Origin of the sequence: Streptomyces sp. NPDC059832 (genome assembly GCF_042731715.1) — a bacterium.
GTDB lineage: Bacteria > Actinomycetota > Actinomycetes > Streptomycetales > Streptomycetaceae > Streptomyces.
Window position 1 is genome coordinate 474,894 of the sequence record NZ_JBHWIY010000001.1, and the last position, 17,610, is coordinate 492,503.

The 17,610-nt window shown below is 69.0% G+C and carries 10 protein-coding genes and 4 pseudogenes; 9 read left to right on the forward strand and 5 right to left on the reverse strand.

All coding sequences use genetic code 11. The features are described 5' to 3' along the window. Positions 1-10 precede the first annotated feature (10 nt). From ACFV8T_RS01680 to ACFV8T_RS01695, 4 genes and pseudogenes are all read right to left on the reverse strand, one after another. Positions 11-1,490, reverse strand: a pseudogene (locus ACFV8T_RS01680) (IS1182 family transposase). Between the two features lie 130 nt (positions 1,491-1,620). Next, complete coding sequence (locus ACFV8T_RS01685; RefSeq protein WP_385323315.1) at positions 1,621-2,142, reverse strand: ester cyclase; 522 nt, start codon at positions 2,140-2,142, stop codon at positions 1,621-1,623. A gap of 162 nt (positions 2,143-2,304) precedes the next feature. Next, on the reverse strand, positions 2,305-3,000 hold the full coding sequence (locus ACFV8T_RS01690) for a response regulator (protein WP_385323635.1): 696 nt from the start codon (positions 2,998-3,000) through the stop codon (positions 2,305-2,307). Between the two features lie 11 nt (positions 3,001-3,011). Next, the gene (locus tag ACFV8T_RS01695) at positions 3,012-3,842 is read right to left on the reverse strand and encodes a sensor histidine kinase (RefSeq protein WP_385323317.1); all 831 of its coding nucleotides are present in this window, start codon (positions 3,840-3,842) and stop codon (positions 3,012-3,014) included. A 140-nt stretch (positions 3,843-3,982) separates the two neighbouring features. Between ACFV8T_RS01695 and ACFV8T_RS01700 the strand changes: the two genes are divergently transcribed. The 8 genes and pseudogenes from ACFV8T_RS01700 (at position 3,983) to ACFV8T_RS01735 (ending at position 14,829) form a co-directional block, all read left to right on the forward strand. Beyond that, positions 3,983-4,687, forward strand: a complete 705-nt coding sequence (locus tag ACFV8T_RS01700; RefSeq protein ID WP_385323318.1) for an ABC transporter ATP-binding protein — start codon at positions 3,983-3,985, stop codon at positions 4,685-4,687. Beyond that, a complete protein-coding gene (locus tag ACFV8T_RS01705; RefSeq protein WP_385323320.1) occupies positions 4,684-6,990 on the forward strand; it encodes an FtsX-like permease family protein in 2,307 nt (768 codons plus the stop codon). The genes ACFV8T_RS01700 and ACFV8T_RS01705 overlap by 4 nt, the downstream gene beginning before the upstream one ends. Before the next feature lie 203 nt (positions 6,991-7,193). Further along, positions 7,194-8,042, forward strand: a pseudogene (locus ACFV8T_RS01710) (IS5 family transposase); the annotation flags it as partial. A 325-nt stretch (positions 8,043-8,367) separates the two neighbouring features. After that, positions 8,368-9,033: a response regulator transcription factor gene (locus tag ACFV8T_RS01715; RefSeq protein ID WP_385323322.1), complete on the forward strand. Its 666-nt coding sequence runs from the start codon at positions 8,368-8,370 to the stop codon at positions 9,031-9,033. Between the two features lie 191 nt (positions 9,034-9,224). After that, the gene (locus ACFV8T_RS01720; protein ID WP_385323324.1) at positions 9,225-9,782 is read left to right on the forward strand and encodes a GNAT family N-acetyltransferase; all 558 of its coding nucleotides are present in this window, start codon (positions 9,225-9,227) and stop codon (positions 9,780-9,782) included. A 293-nt stretch (positions 9,783-10,075) separates the two neighbouring features. Beyond that, positions 10,076-12,847: a hypothetical protein gene (locus ACFV8T_RS01725; RefSeq protein WP_385323326.1), complete on the forward strand. Its 2,772-nt coding sequence runs from the start codon at positions 10,076-10,078 to the stop codon at positions 12,845-12,847. 334 nt (positions 12,848-13,181) lie between these two features. After that, positions 13,182-13,479: pseudogene (locus ACFV8T_RS01730) on the forward strand (transposase); the annotation flags it as partial. Positions 13,480-13,764: 285 nt separating this feature from the next. Then, positions 13,765-14,829, forward strand: coding sequence for a 2,3-butanediol dehydrogenase (locus ACFV8T_RS01735; RefSeq protein WP_385323328.1), 1,065 nt, complete (start codon positions 13,765-13,767; stop codon positions 14,827-14,829). 370 nt (positions 14,830-15,199) lie between these two features. Here the strand turns inward: ACFV8T_RS01735 and ACFV8T_RS01740 are convergent. Next, a pseudogene (locus tag ACFV8T_RS01740) lies at positions 15,200-16,143 on the reverse strand (LysR family transcriptional regulator). A gap of 139 nt (positions 16,144-16,282) precedes the next feature. Between ACFV8T_RS01740 and ACFV8T_RS01745 the strand changes: the two are divergent. Beyond that, positions 16,283-17,527, forward strand: coding sequence for an MFS transporter (locus ACFV8T_RS01745; RefSeq protein WP_385323330.1), 1,245 nt, complete (start codon positions 16,283-16,285; stop codon positions 17,525-17,527). Positions 17,528-17,610: the final 83 nt, after the last annotated feature.

Sequence of the window (17,610 nt, forward strand, 5' to 3'; positions counted from 1 at the left end):
GCCGGGTTGGTCAGCCGGCCAGGGCGGCGAGTCCGGTTGTTCCGGCGTTTCGGAAGATCTTGCGGAGGTTGTGGCAGGCGGCCAGCAGTCGCCACTCGCCGCGGGCCCCGTCCTTGCCGCGTAGGAGGAGTTGGCGGCCGTTCCGGCAGGTCGTGATCTGTCCGAAGACTGGTTCGGCGATGGCCTTGCGGCGGCGGTATGCGGCCCGGCCGGGCTTGGTCCGCAGCTTGCGGGCCATCCGCTCCTTGAGGGTGGCGTTCGCCGGGATGCGTCCGCGTGGTCCGGGCGGGACCTGCTTGTCGTGGGCGAGTCGGCCGGTGGCCATGAACGTGTCGGTGCCGCAGGACAGTTGGCGTTCCTTCGCAGCTTCGAGGTTGGTCTGGGAGCAGTAGCCGGCGTCGACCAGTGCCTGCTGGGGGTGGGCGCCGGTGTTCGCAGCGGACTGGTCGAGCATCGTGGTGTAGTTCAGCGCGTCCGAGGCGTTGGTCGTCACGTCGGCGGCGGTGATGACCTGGTGTTCTTCGTCCACGACGGCCTGGGCGTTGTAGGCCTGGATGTAGGCGCCGTCGCTGTTCTTCATGATCCGCGAGTCGGGGTCGGTGAAGTTGGCCTGTGCTTTGGGCTTGGGGCGGGCCTTCGCGGCGGCCTTGTGCCCGGCGTCGGTGACGGCCTGCTCGTAGCGGGTGCCGGCGCGTTCCTGGCGGCGGCGTTCGAGGCCCTCGGCGTGGCGGCGTGCCGTGTCGGCGGCTTCGGCCTCGATCTGCGCGCGGGCGGCCTGCAGCTTGGCCAGGCGCTTCTCGCGTCGGTCGAGCTCGGCGGGTAGGTCGGTGTACTTGCCGTCGATGCCGAAGCTCTGGTCCTCGGCGGTGTCGGTGGCTTCGGCGTCGGCCAGCAGGGCTGTGGCCTTGGCCTCCAGGGTGGCGATCTCGGCTTCGATCCGTTCCTCCTTTTCGATCAGGCGGCCGTAGCTCATCGCCTTGTGCCTGGAGGCGCTCGCTTCGAGCTTTGTGCCGTCCAGTGCGACGCGGCCCATCTTGACCATGCCGAGCTTGGTGGCCAGGTGCAGGGACTGGGTGAACAGGTCGGCGAGGGCGTCGAGGTGGCGGCGGCGGAACCGGGAGATGGAGCGGAAGTCCGGGGCCTGGTCGGCGGCCAGGTATCGGAACGCGATGTCGTCGGCGCACTTGCGCTCGATCGCCCGTGAGGAGCGCACCCCGGTGGTGTAGCCGTAGCTCAGCAGACGCAGCATCAGCCGCGGGTTGCAGGGCGGTTAGGCGCGCTTCTCGGTGTAGTCCGCCAGGACCGGCCCGAGGTCCAGCACCTCGTCCACCAGGTCGGCGACGAACCGGGCGAGATGGTCCTGGGGCAGCCAGTCGTCCAGACGGGGGCAGCAGCAGAACCTGGTGCGGGTCGAACGCCCTGAAACGCTTGTCCACCGCCGCCGGACGGCCCTGCGGCTGCTTCGGCCCGACCGGCTCGACCTCGAACAGACCCTCCCCACTCCGCATGCCGAGATCATCCCGCACCTGATCACCCACGGCCGCTCTGCTGTCCGCCGAACAGCGAAAACCCGGTTCTCTGCTCAACGCGTGAACCGAGGATGGAGGCTGAGCGCTGAGTTCAGCGCCCGGGGCGGCTGAGTGAAGATAGGCCCCACAGCTCGGCGATGCGGCCGTCCTGTACCCGGAAGATCTCCATCATCGAGGGGAGAGCCTGTTCCTCAACTCCCGCCGGGATGCCGTGCAGGCTCGTACGGACTGCAGCTTTGTCTGCATCCACGAGCATGTCCTCGACGATGACCTGGATGTCCGGGAACATGGCGTGGAGCCCGCTCCACGCCTTCACAACACTGTCGACACCAACGGTGCCCAACGGGTGGCTCACGAAGTCGCCGGAGAAGATCGTCTTCGCCGCGGTGAGGTCACGGGCATTGAATGCCTCATACATGCGCTGTGCGATGGCTCTTACGTCGTCTGTCATCTCACGCTTCCTGTCCAGGACATGGGCGTGGATCAGCTTATGAGAAGAGCCGTAGCGACCTGCGCGAGATGCTGACCCCGCGAAGACAGCGAAGAACTTCGTCTCGACCGACTCGGGCTCGAACAGGCTGTCCTCACCACGTATACCGAGATCATCCCGCACGAGCGATCACGAAACCCATGAGTACCGCTTACTGACCCACGCTCCTAGCGATGGCATTTTGCCTGCTTGAACTTTCCCAGCTAGCCACTCACTCACTCGACGCGGCGCGTGGTACGCCGTCCGCTCACGCGTGGCTCGCGCATTCCGGTACCCCGACCGGCGCTAATCGCGGTGTTCACCGGGAGACACGAGTCCGGTCTCGTAGGCGAGGACGACAGCCTGTGCGCGGTCGCGCAGGGCGAGCTTGGCGAAGATGCGGGCGACGTGGGTTTTGACGGTGGCTTCGCTGAGGGTCAGCTCCTGGGCGAGTTCGGTGTTGGAGAGGCCCCGGCCCATCAGGGTAAGAACCTCCAGCTCGCGGGGGGTGAGCTGGGCGAGGTCGCGGTGGATCGCTGGCGCTGCGGCGTCACCGCCCACGCTGTGCCTGGGTTCGCCGGGGGCGAAGCGCTCTACCAGGCGGCGCGTGATCGTGGGGGCGAGGAGGGCATCGCCGGTGTCGACGAGACGGACGGCGGCGGCGAGGTGTGCGGGGGTGACGTCCTTGAGAAGGAAACCGCTCGCTCCAAGGGCCAGCGCGGAGTAGACGTAGTGGTCGAGGTCGAAGGTGGTCAGCATGATCACCCGGCAGTCCGGGTTCTCCGCCAGGATGAGCCGGGCCGCCTGCAGGCCGTCCAGGTTCGGCATCCTGATGTCCATCAGCACGACGTCGGGCCGCAGGCTGCGGGCCAACGCCACGGCTTCGGCCCCGTCGGCCGCATCGCCCACCACATCGATCCCTCGTGAGGTGAGGATCAGGCGGAACCCGGTACGGATCAGCTCCTGGTCGTCGGCGATGAGCACGCGCGGGGGTGGGGCCACCGTGGGGGCCGTCACGCCCGGTCCAGCGGGATACGCGCTCGGACCCGGTACCCGCCGCCGAGTCGTCGTCGGGCGTCCAGATCGCCGCCGTACACGGCGACCCGTTCCCTGAGCCCCAGCAGCCCGCGCCCGGCGCCGTCCCTGCGGTCCGTGCCCGACGGCCTGGTCGCGGATCCTCCGCCGGACAGCACGCTGGGCCCGCTGTTCAGCACCTCTACCCGCAGATGGTTGTCCGCGTACCGCACGGTCACCTCGGCCTTCCCCCCGTCGCCGTACTTGAGCGCATTGGTCAGCGCCTCCTGCACGATCCGATAAGCGGTCGCGTCGATCCCGGCCGGGAGCGAGTGAGGCTTCCCGGAGATCCGAACCTCCACGGGCAATCCGGCGAACGCGATCCGGTCGATCAGCGGACTGAGTCGGCCGAGGCTCGGCTGCGGGGTCAGGTCGGCCTCGTCCTCGCCGCTCTGCGACGGAGCGAGCAGGCCGAGCAGATGCCGCAGCTCGGTCATCGCATCCCGGCCGGCGCCCTCGACCGCCACCAGGGCCTCGGCAGCCGCGTCAGGCATGGTGGTCAGCACCTCGCGCGCGGCACCCGCCTGGACCACCATCAGACTCACGTTGTGGCTGACGATGTCGTGCAGTTCCTGGGCGATCCGGGCGCGCTCGGCGTCGACGGCGGTCCGGGCCGCGTTCTCCCGCTCCCGCTCCAGAAGCCGGCCCCGGTCCTCGATCGCCTTCCTGTGCAGGCGCCGGGCCCGGACGAGCGCGGCGCCGAGCCATCCAGCGGCAGCGCACACCACCGCCAGAGCGGCGGTCAGCCAGCCCGTCCCCGATTCCCACATGGTGATCATCCTTGCAGCACCGCGCCGCCCGCCGCATCATCCCCGGGATCCAACGCCCTACATCTCTGGGATGACGAGGCCGACGGGATACCTCAGCAGGCTGATGTTTCGACCCGAGACGCTGCGCTTAGCTTCCTGACATGAGTGGCAGCAGCGAAGAACAGGTGGTCGTGCGCCTCGACGGCGTGCGCAAGGAGTACGGCGACTCGGTCGCTCTGGACGATGTCTCCCTGCAGATCCGGGCCGGGGAAGCGGTAGCGGTGATGGGTCCTTCGGGCTGCGGGAAGTCCACCTTGCTCAACATGGTCGCCGGTCTTGACCGTCCGACCTTCGGGTCGGTCGTCGTACACGGCGAGGATCTGGGGAAGTTGAACGAGACCGGGCTGGCGCTGTTCCGGCGGCGGCATATCGGCATGATCTTCCAGTTCTTCAATCTCATCGACGACTTGCCGGCCTTGGACAACGTGGCGCTGGCCGCACAGCTGACCGGGACGTCGGCCCGGCAGGCGCGCCGCCGTGCACTGGAACTCCTCGACGAACTCGGCGTGGCCGACCGCAAGGATGTCTATCCGGCCGCGCTGAGCGGTGGCGAGCGCCAGCGGGTTGCGGTGGCACGGGCACTGATGAACCGTCCGGCCCTGCTGCTGGCCGACGAGCCGACCGGCGCACTGGACAGCCGCTCCGGCGAGCAGGTGATGGACCTGCTGATCGACCTCAACCAGATCGGCCAGACCCTGCTCATCGTCACCCATGACCCGCATCTGGCCACCCGATGCGCCAGCCGCCTGATCGAGGTCACCGACGGCCGGGTGGCCAGCGAGAGCACATTGGAGCGGACCGTATGAGCGCCGTATGGCGGGCCTCGCGCGCGGCCGTCAAGCGCCGCAGGGTCCAGACGGTCGTCATCGGACTCGTCGTCCTGTGCTCTACATCGACGATCCTGCTCGCGCTGTCGGTGCTCAATGCCGCCTCGTCTCCTTTCGACAGCGCCTTCGCCCGCCAACGCGGCGCCCATGTGGTGGCGACCTTCGATGCCTCGAAGACCACGGACACACACCTGGAACAGACGGTCCGGCGGCCGGGTGTCCAGGCTGCGGCCGGCCCCTTCGGCCGGGCCGTCATCGAGATCCCCAAGGGATGGCTGTGGATGTCGGCCGGTCCCCTGACCGTGGTGGGCCGGGCCGATCCGGCAGGCCCGGTGGACCGCGTCGACCTCCTGGCCGGCCGCTGGGCCACCGCCCCAGGTGAGATCGTCGTCAACTCGCCTGTCGGCGGCAATCCCTCGCGTCTGCTGGGAACGAAGCTCGATGTCCCCGGAGCCCCGCCGCTCACCGTCGTCGGCTTCGCCACCAGCATGAGCAAGTCCGCCGGAGCCTGGGTATCACCCGAGCAGATGACCGCCCTGCACCCGACCGGTTTCCAGATGCTCTACCGCTTCACGTCGGCCTCGACGGACGGGCGGATTCGCGCCGGCCTGGCAACGGTCACCGCCGGACAACCAGCGGACTCGCTGACCGCTGCCCAGTCCTACCTCACCCTCAAGCAGGCCTTCTCCGCATCGGCCGATTCCTACATCCCCTTTATGACGATGTTCGGCGTGCTCGGCCTCCTGGTCTCGGCATTGATCGTCGGCAACGTGGTCAGCGGGGCGGTCGTCTCCGGATACCGGCACATCGGCGTGCTCAAGGCCCTCGGCTTCACCCCGAACCAGGTGGTCGCGGTCTACCTCGCGATGATCTCCGCTCCCGCGGTCGTGGGCTGCGTCCTGGGCACGCTGCTCGGCACCCTGCTGGAGCAACCCATCCTCGACGTCGCGTTTTCCGGAATCGAAACCGGCACCGCCACCATTGCCACCAGCCCCTGGGTGCCCGTCATCTGCCTGCTGGCCATGCCCACCCTCGTCGCCGCCGCCGCGCTGATCCCCGCGCTGCGCGCACACCGGCTTTCCGCGACAGAGGCGATCAGCGCGGGCACCGCGCCGCGGACCGGGCGCGGGCTGCGCGTCCAACGCAAGCTCAGCGGCACCCGGCTGCCGCGCTCCGTAAGCCTGGGCCTGGGCCAGCCGTTCACCCGCCCCGGCCGCGCCATGATGACGATGTCGGCCGTCATCCTCGGGGTCACCACCGTGACTCTGACGACCGGCCTGGCCAGCAGCATGGTGGCGGCCGGGAAGGCAGGCAAGCACGGCGGGGTCGCGCTGGTCGACGTACAGGTGGGCACGCCCGCACAAGGCCGACACGTGCCGAAGCTGGATGACAGCCAGATCGAAGCACGGCTGCGATCCCTTCCCGGAGCGGAGCGGGTGACCGCTCGCGCGCTCACCAAGGTGCGTCTCGCGGGGACCACGAACACCGTATTCGTCAACTTCTACCGCGGGGACGCTCCGGCCGAGGCTGAGCAGATCGTCAAGGGGCACTGGCCGAGCGGACCGGGTGAGGTCGCCGTCGGGCCGTCGTTCCTGAAACAGCACGGGCTCGCGGTCGGTGACCGGACAACCATGTATCTGAACGGCAGGCAGACCGGCGTCACCGTCGTCGGCGAAGTCATGCTGGGCAACGCCCAGGCCATGGACTCCAACTGGCAGACCGCAGCCGAACTCGCTCCGGAAACGAGCGCCGTTGGCTACACGGTCCGGCTCGCCCCCCATGCCGATGCCCAGGCCTACGTCAAGGGGATCGAGGAGGCTGACTCGGGCCTCTATCCGTCGCTGAGGAGTGACTCGCCGGATGCCGCCACCACTACCGTAGTCGGCTTCTCATCGGCGTTCACGCTGCTGCTGACCATCGTCGCTGCGCTCGGCGTCTTCAACACCGTCCTGCTGAACACCAGGGAGCGGCGCCGCGACCTGGCCATGCTCAAATCGATCGGGATGACGCCGCGCCAGGTCGTGGCGATGACAGTGACGTCCGTGGCGGGACTGGGCGCGGTCGGCGGCCTGATCGGCATCCCCCTCGGGATGGCCGGACACCGGCTGCTCGTGGACCATGCCGGAGTGCTCACCTTCCCGGAGTCCATGAAGGACGTCTGGCACGCGCCGCAACTGGCCGCCCTGACCCTGGCGGGCGTCGCGATCGCCGTCCTCGGCGCACTGGTCCCGGCTCGCTCGGCGGCACGGCTCACCATCGCCGAGGTGCTGCACAACGAGTGAACCCCGCCCCGCCCCAAAGCAAGGCCTGATCAAGTCTCCCGGAAGGCCGACGACGCGCCAGCCGTCAGGCCGCTAACAGAGCCGACCCTCGACGGCCGCTGAACCAGTCAGGTTTCGGACGTAGATGCTCTATCGCTGATGTCCTCAAGAGGATCTGGAAATGATCAACATTGAGAAAACCTCAGTGATCACGAAGGACAGCCGTGCCCGTACTGCCGTCTTGCCTGCTCGAACCCCTCTGGAACGAGTTCGTAGCGCTCTTGCCCGCTCGGGGGAAGTTTGCCGCGGGCCACCCGCTTGGCTGCCACCGCCGTTGTGTCCCCGACCGGACTGTGTTCGAGCACGTGGTGCTCGCTTTGGTCCACGGCTCGGGCTACGAACGGGTCGCTGGCCCCGGATGCTCTGACCGGACCATCCGTCGACGTGTCAAAGAGTGGGCTGAGCAGGGGATATCCGAAATGGTGCACGTTCTCGCCCTGGAAGCGTACGACCGGATGATCGGCCTGGAACTGTCTGAGATATCCGTGGATGGTTGCATCACCAAGGCCCCGTGTGGCGGCCAGAGTGCGGGCCGGTCCCCGGTGGATCGTGGGAAGCAGGGCTTGAAACGCTCGGTCGCCACCGATGCCCGCGGCGTCCCGCTCGGCCTGGTCGCGGCGGGAGCCAACCGCCACGACTCGCCTCTGCTCGGACCGACTCTCCACGCAGCCATGGACCAGGTCGGGCCGCTGCCGGACGACGTGAACGTCAACCTCGACCGGGGCTATGACAGCAGCACGTCCCGCGCTCTGCTCCAGGAGTTGGGCTTCACCGGTGAGATCGCCCGCAAAGGCGTGCCCGCCCCGATCCAGGCCGGCAAGCGATGGGTCGTGGAGCGAACGCACTCGTGGATGAGCAGCTACGGCAAACTACGACGCTGCACCGAGAAGCACAGCACCGTCGTCGAGTTCTGCCTCCACCCGGCCGCAGCACTCGTCACACTCCGTATGCTGATCCGCCACGCCACCATTCGCTACCGCTGGGATCAGCGTCCCACCACACGCCGCCTCGAGTGGTCCATTTGCCGGTCGGTCTTAAGCGGCCGCAAAGCGCCAAGGCCTATGGGCGTTGTGGGCACGGTGGGGGGAAGCTCCGGCGGCGCTCGCGCCGTCGTCGCCGCCGGTACCGCCGAATTCAAGTCTGATCCCGAACCACCATGGTGGCACCGCCGACGAGCACGCGGCAGACGACCAAACCAACCGGGGATCCACCCGGTGACGGAGCCCATGAGCCGGTGGTCTACGAGACTCCCGAGTGGGGCAGGGCCGCCCTCTCCCCGGCCTGGGCCGCTCACCGCAAAGCACTCGCCCCGGCACTCACCGCCTAGAATCTGACGGCATGCGCATACTCGTCGTGCAGCACGACCCGGAGCTTGCGGCAGTGATTGCCGAGTGCCTGCGAAGGATCGGCTTCGACGTCGACGTGGCCGCCGACCTCGCCGACGCCGACCTCAAGTTGGGTGCCACCACCTGCCACGGTCTTGTTGCCGACCGAGCCCAGCCCGACGGAGATGTCCTCCGCCTGGTCGCCGCCCACCGCCGGGCCGGCTGGACCCGCCCGGTCCTGATGCTCACCGCACTCGATTCGCACGGCGAACGGGCGGCCCTCATCGAACAGGGCGCGGACGACTACCTGGTCAAGCCTTTCAGTACCGCCGAACTGGCCGCCCGGATGCGCAGCCTCTGCCGCGCCCCCGTGGTTCCCGCCCAGGCGTCCCGGTTACGCGTTGGCGATCTGGAATGGGGCCGACACGACAACACGTTCACCCGCCGCGGGGTACCGCTGACCCTGATCGTCACGGAGGCCGCTGTCCTTCGGGCCCTGATGCTGGCCGGCGGCGCGCTGGTCACCCGTGACCAGCTGGCCAAGTGCGCCGCCGAACAGCACCAGCCGGAATCCCACCCGGTCGACACGCTGATCGGACGGATCCGACATCGGCTCGGTCCCCCGGATCCGATCCAGACCGTCCGCAGGATCGGCTACCGCCTGGTCGAGCCTGCCTGAGACGGCGACGCACCGGTGCGCGTGACGGTGGCCGTCCGACCCGACACCACCGAGGCGCTGCGCGCCGCGATCAGCGCCGGACCTCCCGGCCACGGACACCGACATCCAGAGCGGGCCGACGGATCAGAAGCTGCTGCCGCTGTCGGTCGGCTGAGGTTCCTGGCCGACGGGCGTGCGACAGTTTGCCCGCCATGACTGAACTCGGAGCCGCCGCCTGGCCACCTGCCCCGATCAGGACCGAGCGGCTCGTGCTCCGCGAGCCCGAGTCCCGGGACCGTGCGGCGTTCATCGAGCTGATCTCCTCGCCGGAGGTGGGCGCCTGCATCGGTGGCCCCCGGCCGCGTGATGAGTGCGAGCGCGCGTTGCCTGAGACGCCCGAGAGGCGCCCCGGCCTTTTCGTGATCGAGCTCGCCGGAGCGGTGATCGGCACCATCGAGCTCAACCGGCGCGACGCGGAGCGTCGGAGTCATGTCCGTCCGGATGCCGGGGAGGCCGAACTCGGCTACCTGCTCCTGCCGGAGGCATGGGGACACGGGTACGCCGCCGAGGCGTGCGTGGCGGCGCTCGGCTGGTTCGCCGACGCGCTTCCCGGCGAGCCGGTGGTGCTCTGCACCCAGACCGCCAACGACCGCTCGATGCGCCTCGCGGCGCAGCTGGGGTTCACCGAGGTGCAACGGTACGAGGCGTGGGGCGCCGAACAGTGGACGGGCGTGTGGTCCTTGGTCACGCCGTCCGGTCGAGGCTTCTGACTCCCGTTCTCGTGCCGGGGCCGGTAGCTGCGCCACCGTCGGCAAGGCGACGACGCTGAGGCCATCCTCATCACCCAGCGCGATGTGCGGCTGGGCCAGGACCCCCTGATCAGCGGACCGGACCCATGACTCCCGGCTGACCTCGTCTGACTCCTGTCAGAGTCTTGTCAGATTCCTGTCAGATTCCCCGAGGTGGGGCAACCGGTGATGGCACGTCACTCTCTCCCGGTGCGGGGGGTGCCCCTGGGATTCCTGGGGCGCTGAAGCATGACCAACGATGAGGAGAAACCATCGTGAGACAGGTCTCACGCGTACTGACGGCTGCCTTGGCGGCCGTGGCGCTGGCGGCGGGTGTGCCAGGGCCGGCGCATGCGCAGCCGGCCGCCGAGTCCATACCCGGCACGCCGCCGGGCGCCTCCGGGGAGCGGCTGCCGGAGGGGTGGCGTTTCGAGGGCAGGGAGCTGGTCTGGAGCTCCCCCGAGCCCGTGGGCATGGGTGGCGCCCTGGTCGAGTTCCGCTCGGGGGAGCGGACCCTCGGCGTACCGAAGCCCTCCCCCGACCAACGCACCTTCCGTCTCGGCCTCGACGGGGCGAAGATCGGCCCCGTGAGCGAACTCCAGGTGGTCGCCGGTTCGCGGCGGCTGGACGCCGCAAAGGCCGGCCAGGCACCCCGTCAGCGGCGCTCGTCGGCTGCGGAGGCACCCCAGGAGCCGTTCCCCGCCAACCCGGTCGACCCCGGTGTCGCCGGTAAGTACCACACCATCAGTGGTGAGTACTCCCTGAAGTCGGTGAGGCTGCCGGGCTACGCCGAGCCCGTGGAGATGCGCGCCACGGTCGTCGGCCCGACGGACGCGCCGGGGAAGCGACCGCTGGCGCTCTTCGTCCACGGCCGCGGCGCCACCTGCTACGAGCCCGGCAAGAACAGCGCGGGCATGGAGTGGCCGTGCAAGCCGGGCAACAAGGAGATCCCGAGCTACCGCGGCTTTCTGCACGACCAGAAGCTCCTGGCATCCCAGGGCTATGTGACGGTCTCCATCTCCGCGAACGGTGTCAACGCGCAGGACGGCCGCGCGGCCGACTTCGGGGCGCAGGCCCGTTCGTCCCTGGTGCGCCGGCACCTCGCCCGCTGGGCGGAGTGGGGTGCGAGCCCCGCGAAGGCACCCAAGGCCGTGCGCGCGACGGAGCCCGCGGACCTTTCGAAGGTGCTCCTGGTCGGCCACTCCCGGGGCGGCGAGGGCGTCAACCGGGCGGCTCTCGACAGCGTCTCCCCGCCGCCGCCCGCCGAGGACGGCTACCGGGGGCCGGTGGGCTGGCGGATCCGCGGCACCGTCCTGATCGGCCCCACCAACTTCGGCCAGAACCCCACGCCCGACGTGCCCTCCATGACCATCCTGCCGGGCTGTGACGGCGATGTGAGCGACCTTCAGGGCCAGATGTACCTCGACGGCACCCGGGGCATCGGCCAGGGCACGGCGCTGCACAGCGCGGTGTACATGGTCGGCGCCAACCACAACTTCTTCAACACGGAGTGGACGCCCGGCCAGGCCGAGGCCCCGGCCGCCGACGACTTCTGGGACGACAAGAACAACCCGGACCCGGTCTGCTCGGCACGGGCCGAGACCCGGCTGAGCGCCAAGCAGCAGCAGAAGGCGGGCGCCACCTACATCGCCGCCGCCGCGCGGCTCTTCCTCGCGGGCGACGACCGGGTCCGCCCGCTGCTCGACGGCTCCGACCGGCGCGCGCCCTCGGCCGATCCCGCCCGGGTGCTGACCCACGCCGTCGGCGGCAACCGCACCCCGGCGATCCGGCCCGACGACCCGCTCTCGGTGACGAACGGGCGCGTGTGCCAGCAGATCACGACGAGTACCACCCGGGCCTGTAGGCCGGACTCCGCCCCCGGTAGGTCGCCGCACTTCGCATCCTGGGCGGAGACCACCAGTGAGCCGGGCCGCAACGCGGTCACGGCCCGCTGGACCGAGCCGGGCACCCCGGTCCGGCTGACGCCGGAGCGCGCCTTCTCGCTGGCGGGCTCCGACGTGCTCGCCCTGCGGGTGATGGTGCCGCCGAACACCCGGGGCACCCGGCTCGACGTCGCCCTCACCGACGCCTCCGGCAAGCGGGTGGGGCTCGGTCAGGTCACCGTCGACGGCCTCCCCGGCTCCGACTCGACGGCCGCGTACTGGGCGCGTGAGGTCCGCGTCCCGCTGAAGGCCGCCGTCAGCGCCGGTGTCGACCTGAAGCGGACGCAGTCGCTGGAGCTCACCCCGCGCAGCGGCTCCGGCGAGCTCTGGTTGATGGACGCCTGGGGCTGGCGCCCCGGCACCCCGGCGGTACGCCCCGTAGCGCTCCCGCGCGTCGACATCGGCAGGCTGACGGTCAAGGAGGGCGACTCCGGCACCCGCACCTACCGCGTGCCCATCCAAGTCACCGGCAAGGGCACCGGCGTGATCAAGCTCGCCGTCCGCGACCCGGAGACCCACGAGTCCACCGTCCGCACCGTAACGGTGAAGGCCGGTGGCTCCGTGGACGTGCCGATCACGGTCGAGGGCAACTCCCGCTTCAACTACGACCTCAGCCACGAGGTCGCGGCCAAGGCCGTGCGCGGCACGGCGGTCGGCGGCGCCTTCGGGGGCGTGCTCGTCGAGAACGACGACCCCATGCCCACGGTCACCGTGACCCCGGTCGCCGACTCGGTCACCGAGGGCCAGAAGCTCACCTGGAAGGTGGAGCTCTCCCAGCCCGCCGACGTCAGCATCGAGACGCGGTTCGACCTCCTGCAGGTGCGCGAGGGCACGGAGCTGTCCACGAAGGACGTCGACGAGGAGTGGCTCTCCAGCCTCGGCGAGGACGCCGACCCGGAGCGGCCCCTGTCCACGAACAGTCCCTCCCTCTGGGTGTCCGTCCCCAAGGGCGAGACGAGCACCGAAGTGTCCGTGCCCACGGTCACCGACGCGCTGACCGAGTCGGAGGAGTCCCTGCGGATGCAGGTGAACATCCTCAAGGAGAACGAGTGGTTGGAGGGCCCCCTCCTCACGGGGAAGGTCACGGACGCGCGCCAGGGCTGACGCCCGGGGTCCACGTACCGCGCTGACGGTGCCCGAGCGCACCACCTGGCCGATGGCACCGGCCCCCGCCACGGGGGCCGGTGCCATCGGCGCGAGGGGGTCGGGCGAGGGCCACGGAAGCCCGTACGGTTCAAGACGTCATCCCGTTCCACCTCCCATTGCCTTTCTCGGGGTCCCGCCCACTGATTAGGGGCATGACCACCGACTTCTCAGGGAGGCAGGGAGGCAGGGAGGCAGGGAGGCAGGGAGGCAGGGAGGCAGGGAGGCTCTTCGTGATGTGGATGTGGCGATCGGTGCCGACGGACGGCCGGGCAGGCACGACCGAAGGACGCACGTGATTGACACCGGCGGCATCGACGTCTTCCTCGGCCTGGACATCGGCAAGGGCGAACACCACGCCACCGCCGTCACCCCGGCCGGGAAGAAGGCGTTCGACAAGCGCCCGCTCAACAGCGAACCGATACTGTGCGAGGTGTTCGCGAAGCTCCGGGCCAAGCACGGGACCGTGTTCGTCGTGGTCGACCAGCCCGCGGCGATCGGCGCCCTGCCCCGGGCGGTCGCGAGGGACGTGGAGCTGCCGGGTCGCCCGTCTGCCCGGTCTGGCGATGCGACGGATCGCCGACCTCTACCCGTAACTCGGCGGCATCGATCTGAGGCGAGCAACCCTCCGGACGCGGAAACAAACAGCTCAAAAGGGCTTTCTTCCTCTCCGCGTTCGCAGCCCTCGCCGACCCACGATCCCGCGCCTACTGCGACAAGAGAGTCAGTCAGGTACCACCTACGGCGTGAGCGCCTGGCCATATTGAACCGTACTGTTAGCTTTTAGTGTGAATGCGTCGCGCGAGGTGCGTGCCTCATTCCACGGCGAGACTCGACACGAGGCGTGAGCAGAAAACAGACGAAGGAGCCTGCCCAAAGTGAAGGCCGCACGCTATTACGACCGTGGTGACATCCGCATCGAGGACATCCCGGAGCCCGCTGTAGGACCGGGCACGGTGGGCATCGACGTCGCGTACTGCGGGATCTGCGGCACCGACCTGCACGAGTACCTCGACGGACCGATCTTCGTCCCGCCGGCCGGCCACCCGCACCCGGTCTCGGGCGAGTCCGCCCCCGTGACGCTCGGGCACGAGATGTCCGGCGTCGTGTACGCGGTGGGCGATGGCGTCGAGGGACTGAAGCCGGGCGACCACGTCGTCGTCGAGCCCTACATCCTGCGCCCCGATGTCGACACGAGCAAGAACAACCCGGCCTATCACATCTCGCCCGACATGAACTTCATCGGGCTGGGCGGCCGCGGCGGCGGGCTCGCGGAGAAGATCGTCGTCGAACGCCGGTGGGTGCACCCGGTCGGAGACGTTCCGCTGGACCAGGCGGCACTCATCGAGCCGCTGTCGGTGGGATACCACGCGTTCCAGCGCTCGGGCGCGAAGGCGGGCGACTTCGCCCTCGTCGGCGGCGCCGGTCCTATCGGGCTGCTCACCTGCGCGGTGCTCAAGGCGATGGGCGTCGAGGTCGCGGTCACCGAGCTCAGCTCGTTGCGCCGGCAGAAGGCGCTGGACACCAAGGTCGCCGACCACGTCATCGACCCCGCCGTCACCGACGTTGCCGAGGAGGTCCGGCGCCTCACCGGCGGCAGGGGCGCGGACGTCGCATTCGAGGCCACGTCCGTCAACGTCGTCCTCGACGCACTGCTGGATGCCATCAGGCCCAGCGGCGTCATCACCGTCATCTCGATCTGGGGGAAGCCGGCATCGCTCGACATGCAGAAACTCGTCCTCAAGGAGGTCGACCTGCGCGGCACGATCGCCTACGTCAACTCCCACCCGCAAACCATCAAGCTCGTACAGGAAGGGCGCATCGACCTGGCGCCGTTCATCACCAAGACCATCGGCCTGGACGACCTCGTGACCGAAGGCTTCGAGACCCTGATCCACCACAACGAGACAGCCGTCAAGATTTTGGTGGACCCCCGCTCCTGACCCGTCGGCAGACCCGGCCACGGGCTCCGGGGCTCGTTCAGCACCGCCTCATCCACTGGCGTCATCTGTCCGATGCTCATGGCGAAGTTCCGGCACAAGTGGCCGGAGAACGTCCACCGCTGCTTCAAGCCCTTTCCAGAGGTGATCGCCGAGCCAACGAGCCTGCTCACTCCCGGCGATAGCAGCCGATGAGCCGCACTCCTCGATCGTTCTCAGCGCTGACTGCGCCATCTCATGAGATTGGCTCCACGGCCGCGATCACAACATGGTCGAGCCTGTTTCCTCGCGTGCAGCTGATGCCGGACGGAAGGGAAGGCTGTTGGTGTCGCCGACCGGTCAGTGCGGGAAGCCGATGATGTGCGTGTCTCGCTCATGACTTCGGGACTGCCCGTTCCCATTTCGGCATCCAGACGCTGATATCGGGTGAGTCCGTTCGTCTGGAGTCGAGGTGGCTGCGAAGTTCGATGAGCGCGGGATGGGGGTTGTCGTCGCGCCAGATCAGTGACATCGGACAGACCGGTGCCGGGTCGCGTATCGGTATGCGCCGCAGGTCATAGCTGTCCGGCCACAGATACCGCGAGCCTTCGCCGACCAGGGTCGCCAGGTCCGAGGAGTCGGCGATCTCGTCCAGCAGTGCCTCGTTCCCGAGGACGGGTCCGACCACGTCGATCGTGACGCCGAAGGCGGTGGCGATTTCGTCGCAGTAGGCGGCCACCTCGCCGCGGGCGTCCAGGCCGGGCTTCCGGATTCGGCGAACGGCGAGTTGCCCTGGCGCGACGGCACGGGCGTTGGCGAGCGGGTGGCGCGGTCCGACGAGCGGCTGGTGCGGCTCGTCGATCACTTGAGCAGTGTTGATCGCGTCTGGTAGGTGCTGCTGCGGGGCAACCGCGTGGCAGGTGGCGTCGATCGTCCCGGCTTCGACAGCGGCGATTGCGCCGTCGACGTCGGCGTCCAGGGTTACGACATCCAGTTCGATCTCGGGATGCATGCGGTAGAAGTCCTGGAGAAACCCGCTGTCACGATCCGCCGGTTGACGACATCGACGCGTAGAGCGCGCCGGCCAGGACGGACGGACGCATCAGCCCGCTCCGCCACCCGGAGAAGTTCACGGGCGTGGGGCAGGAACGCCTGGCCGTCGATGGTGAGCCGGGCGCCGCGGACGGTGCGGGTGAACAGGCGCACATCCAGATCTTTCTCCAGCGTGGCGATGCGCTCGGAGACAGCCTACTGGGTGATCGACAGGCCGGCGGCGGTTTCCTGGGACTGGCCCGCCTCCGCGACGGCGACGAAGGTACGCACGGCTTCGAGATCCACGCCGCTCCACCTCAGCGAACAACCGATGGTTGTGAATCGCTGGCAGGGCAGTTGTTTGACCTGCTGTTGTGCTGCTCGCTTAGCTCTCACTGGTCAACGACAGTCTGTTCGGGTGGGACATCAAAGGGGCATGCTGAGCATGGTGGGCAGGAGACCGTTGGGTCGGCAGTTCGGCTGGTTGTGGGCGGCATATGCGGTCAGCGCCTACGGGTCCGGGCTGGGGTTCGGAGCATTCCCGCTGATCGCCGTGCTGGCGTTGCACGCCAGCCCCGCTGAGGTGTCGGCGCTGTCCGCGGTGGGGCCCGCGGTGGGCGCGCTGATCGCGCTGCCACTCGCGCCGTGGGTGGAGTTCCGGCGCAAGCGCCCGGTCATGATCGCGATGGATCTGACCCGGTTCGGGGTCATGGCGACGATCCCGGTCGCCTACGCCTTCGGATGGCTCGGTTTTGCCCAACTGCTCGTGATCTCGGCCCTGGTCGCCGCAGCCAAGATCGCCTTCAACGCGGCCAGCGGCGCCTACCTCAAGGCCCTCGTCCGGCCGGATGACCTGCTCGTGGCCAACGCGCGGTTCGAGTCGACGAACTGGAGCTCCATCGCGGTCGGGCCACCGCTCGGCGGGGCGGCGATCGCCCTGTTCGGGCCGGTCATCACCGTGGTGGCCGACGCGCTCAGCTACCTGCTCTCTGCGCTGAGCATCACCGCGATCCGCGGCCGAGAAGAGGCGCCGCAACCAACCGACAGAAGCCCGGCACGGGCGGGCGCACTGCTTGACGGCTGGCGACACATCATGGGCCATCCCGGCTTGCGGGCGCTCTACCTCAACCAGATGCTCGTCGCCGGTCTGATCATGGCAACCGAGCCGCTGCTGGCCGTGCTCCTGCTTCGCCAGCTCGGGTTCCCGCCCTGGCAGTACGGCCTCGCCTTCGCCGCTCCCTGCGTCGGCGGACTCATCGGCTCCCGGCTGGCCCGCCGTGTCGTGGCCCGCTACGGCCAGCACTGGGTCTTCCGGACCGTCGGCACCCTGCGCGCCATCTGGCTGATCGGCCTGGCCTTCGTCCGTCCCGGCATCGTCGGCCTCGTCACCGTGATAGCTGTCGAACTGGCGATCATCATCAACATGAGCCTGTACACCCCGGTGCTCGCCACCTACCGGCTCGAACGCACCCCCAAGCATCTCGTCGCCCGCACCCTGTCGGCCTGGTCGATCGGCCAGCAGGCGTCCATCGCCATCCTCACGGCGCTCGGTGGGCTGCTCGCCGATGCCACCAGCCCACGCACCGCTCTCACGGTCGCGGGACTGCTCATCCTGACCACCCCGCTCCTGCTTCCCCGACACGATCACACGCCGCAGCACGAGCCGGAACTCGACCGTAGCCACTCATGACACCCCGCAACTCGCTGCTGCGGCCCGCAGCTTGTCCGCTGATGGGCGCCCGCGTCGACCAGGCACACCACCAGCAAGGAGAA

Excerpts from the sequence above, each read along its gene's own strand:
- ACFV8T_RS01700 (WP_385323318.1), top strand. The coding sequence starts at position 3,983 with ATGAGTGGCAGCAGCGAAGAACAGGTGGTCGTGCGCCTCGACGGCGTG.
- ACFV8T_RS01695 (WP_385323317.1), bottom strand. The coding sequence starts at position 3,842 with ATGTGGGAATCGGGGACGGGCTGGCTGACCGCCGCTCTGGCGGTGGTG.
- ACFV8T_RS01745 (WP_385323330.1), top strand. The coding sequence starts at position 16,283 with ATGGTGGGCAGGAGACCGTTGGGTCGGCAGTTCGGCTGGTTGTGGGCG.
- ACFV8T_RS01705 (WP_385323320.1), top strand. The coding sequence starts at position 4,684 with ATGAGCGCCGTATGGCGGGCCTCGCGCGCGGCCGTCAAGCGCCGCAGG.
- ACFV8T_RS01715 (WP_385323322.1), top strand. The coding sequence starts at position 8,368 with ATGCGCATACTCGTCGTGCAGCACGACCCGGAGCTTGCGGCAGTGATT.
- ACFV8T_RS01720 (WP_385323324.1), top strand. The coding sequence starts at position 9,225 with ATGACTGAACTCGGAGCCGCCGCCTGGCCACCTGCCCCGATCAGGACC.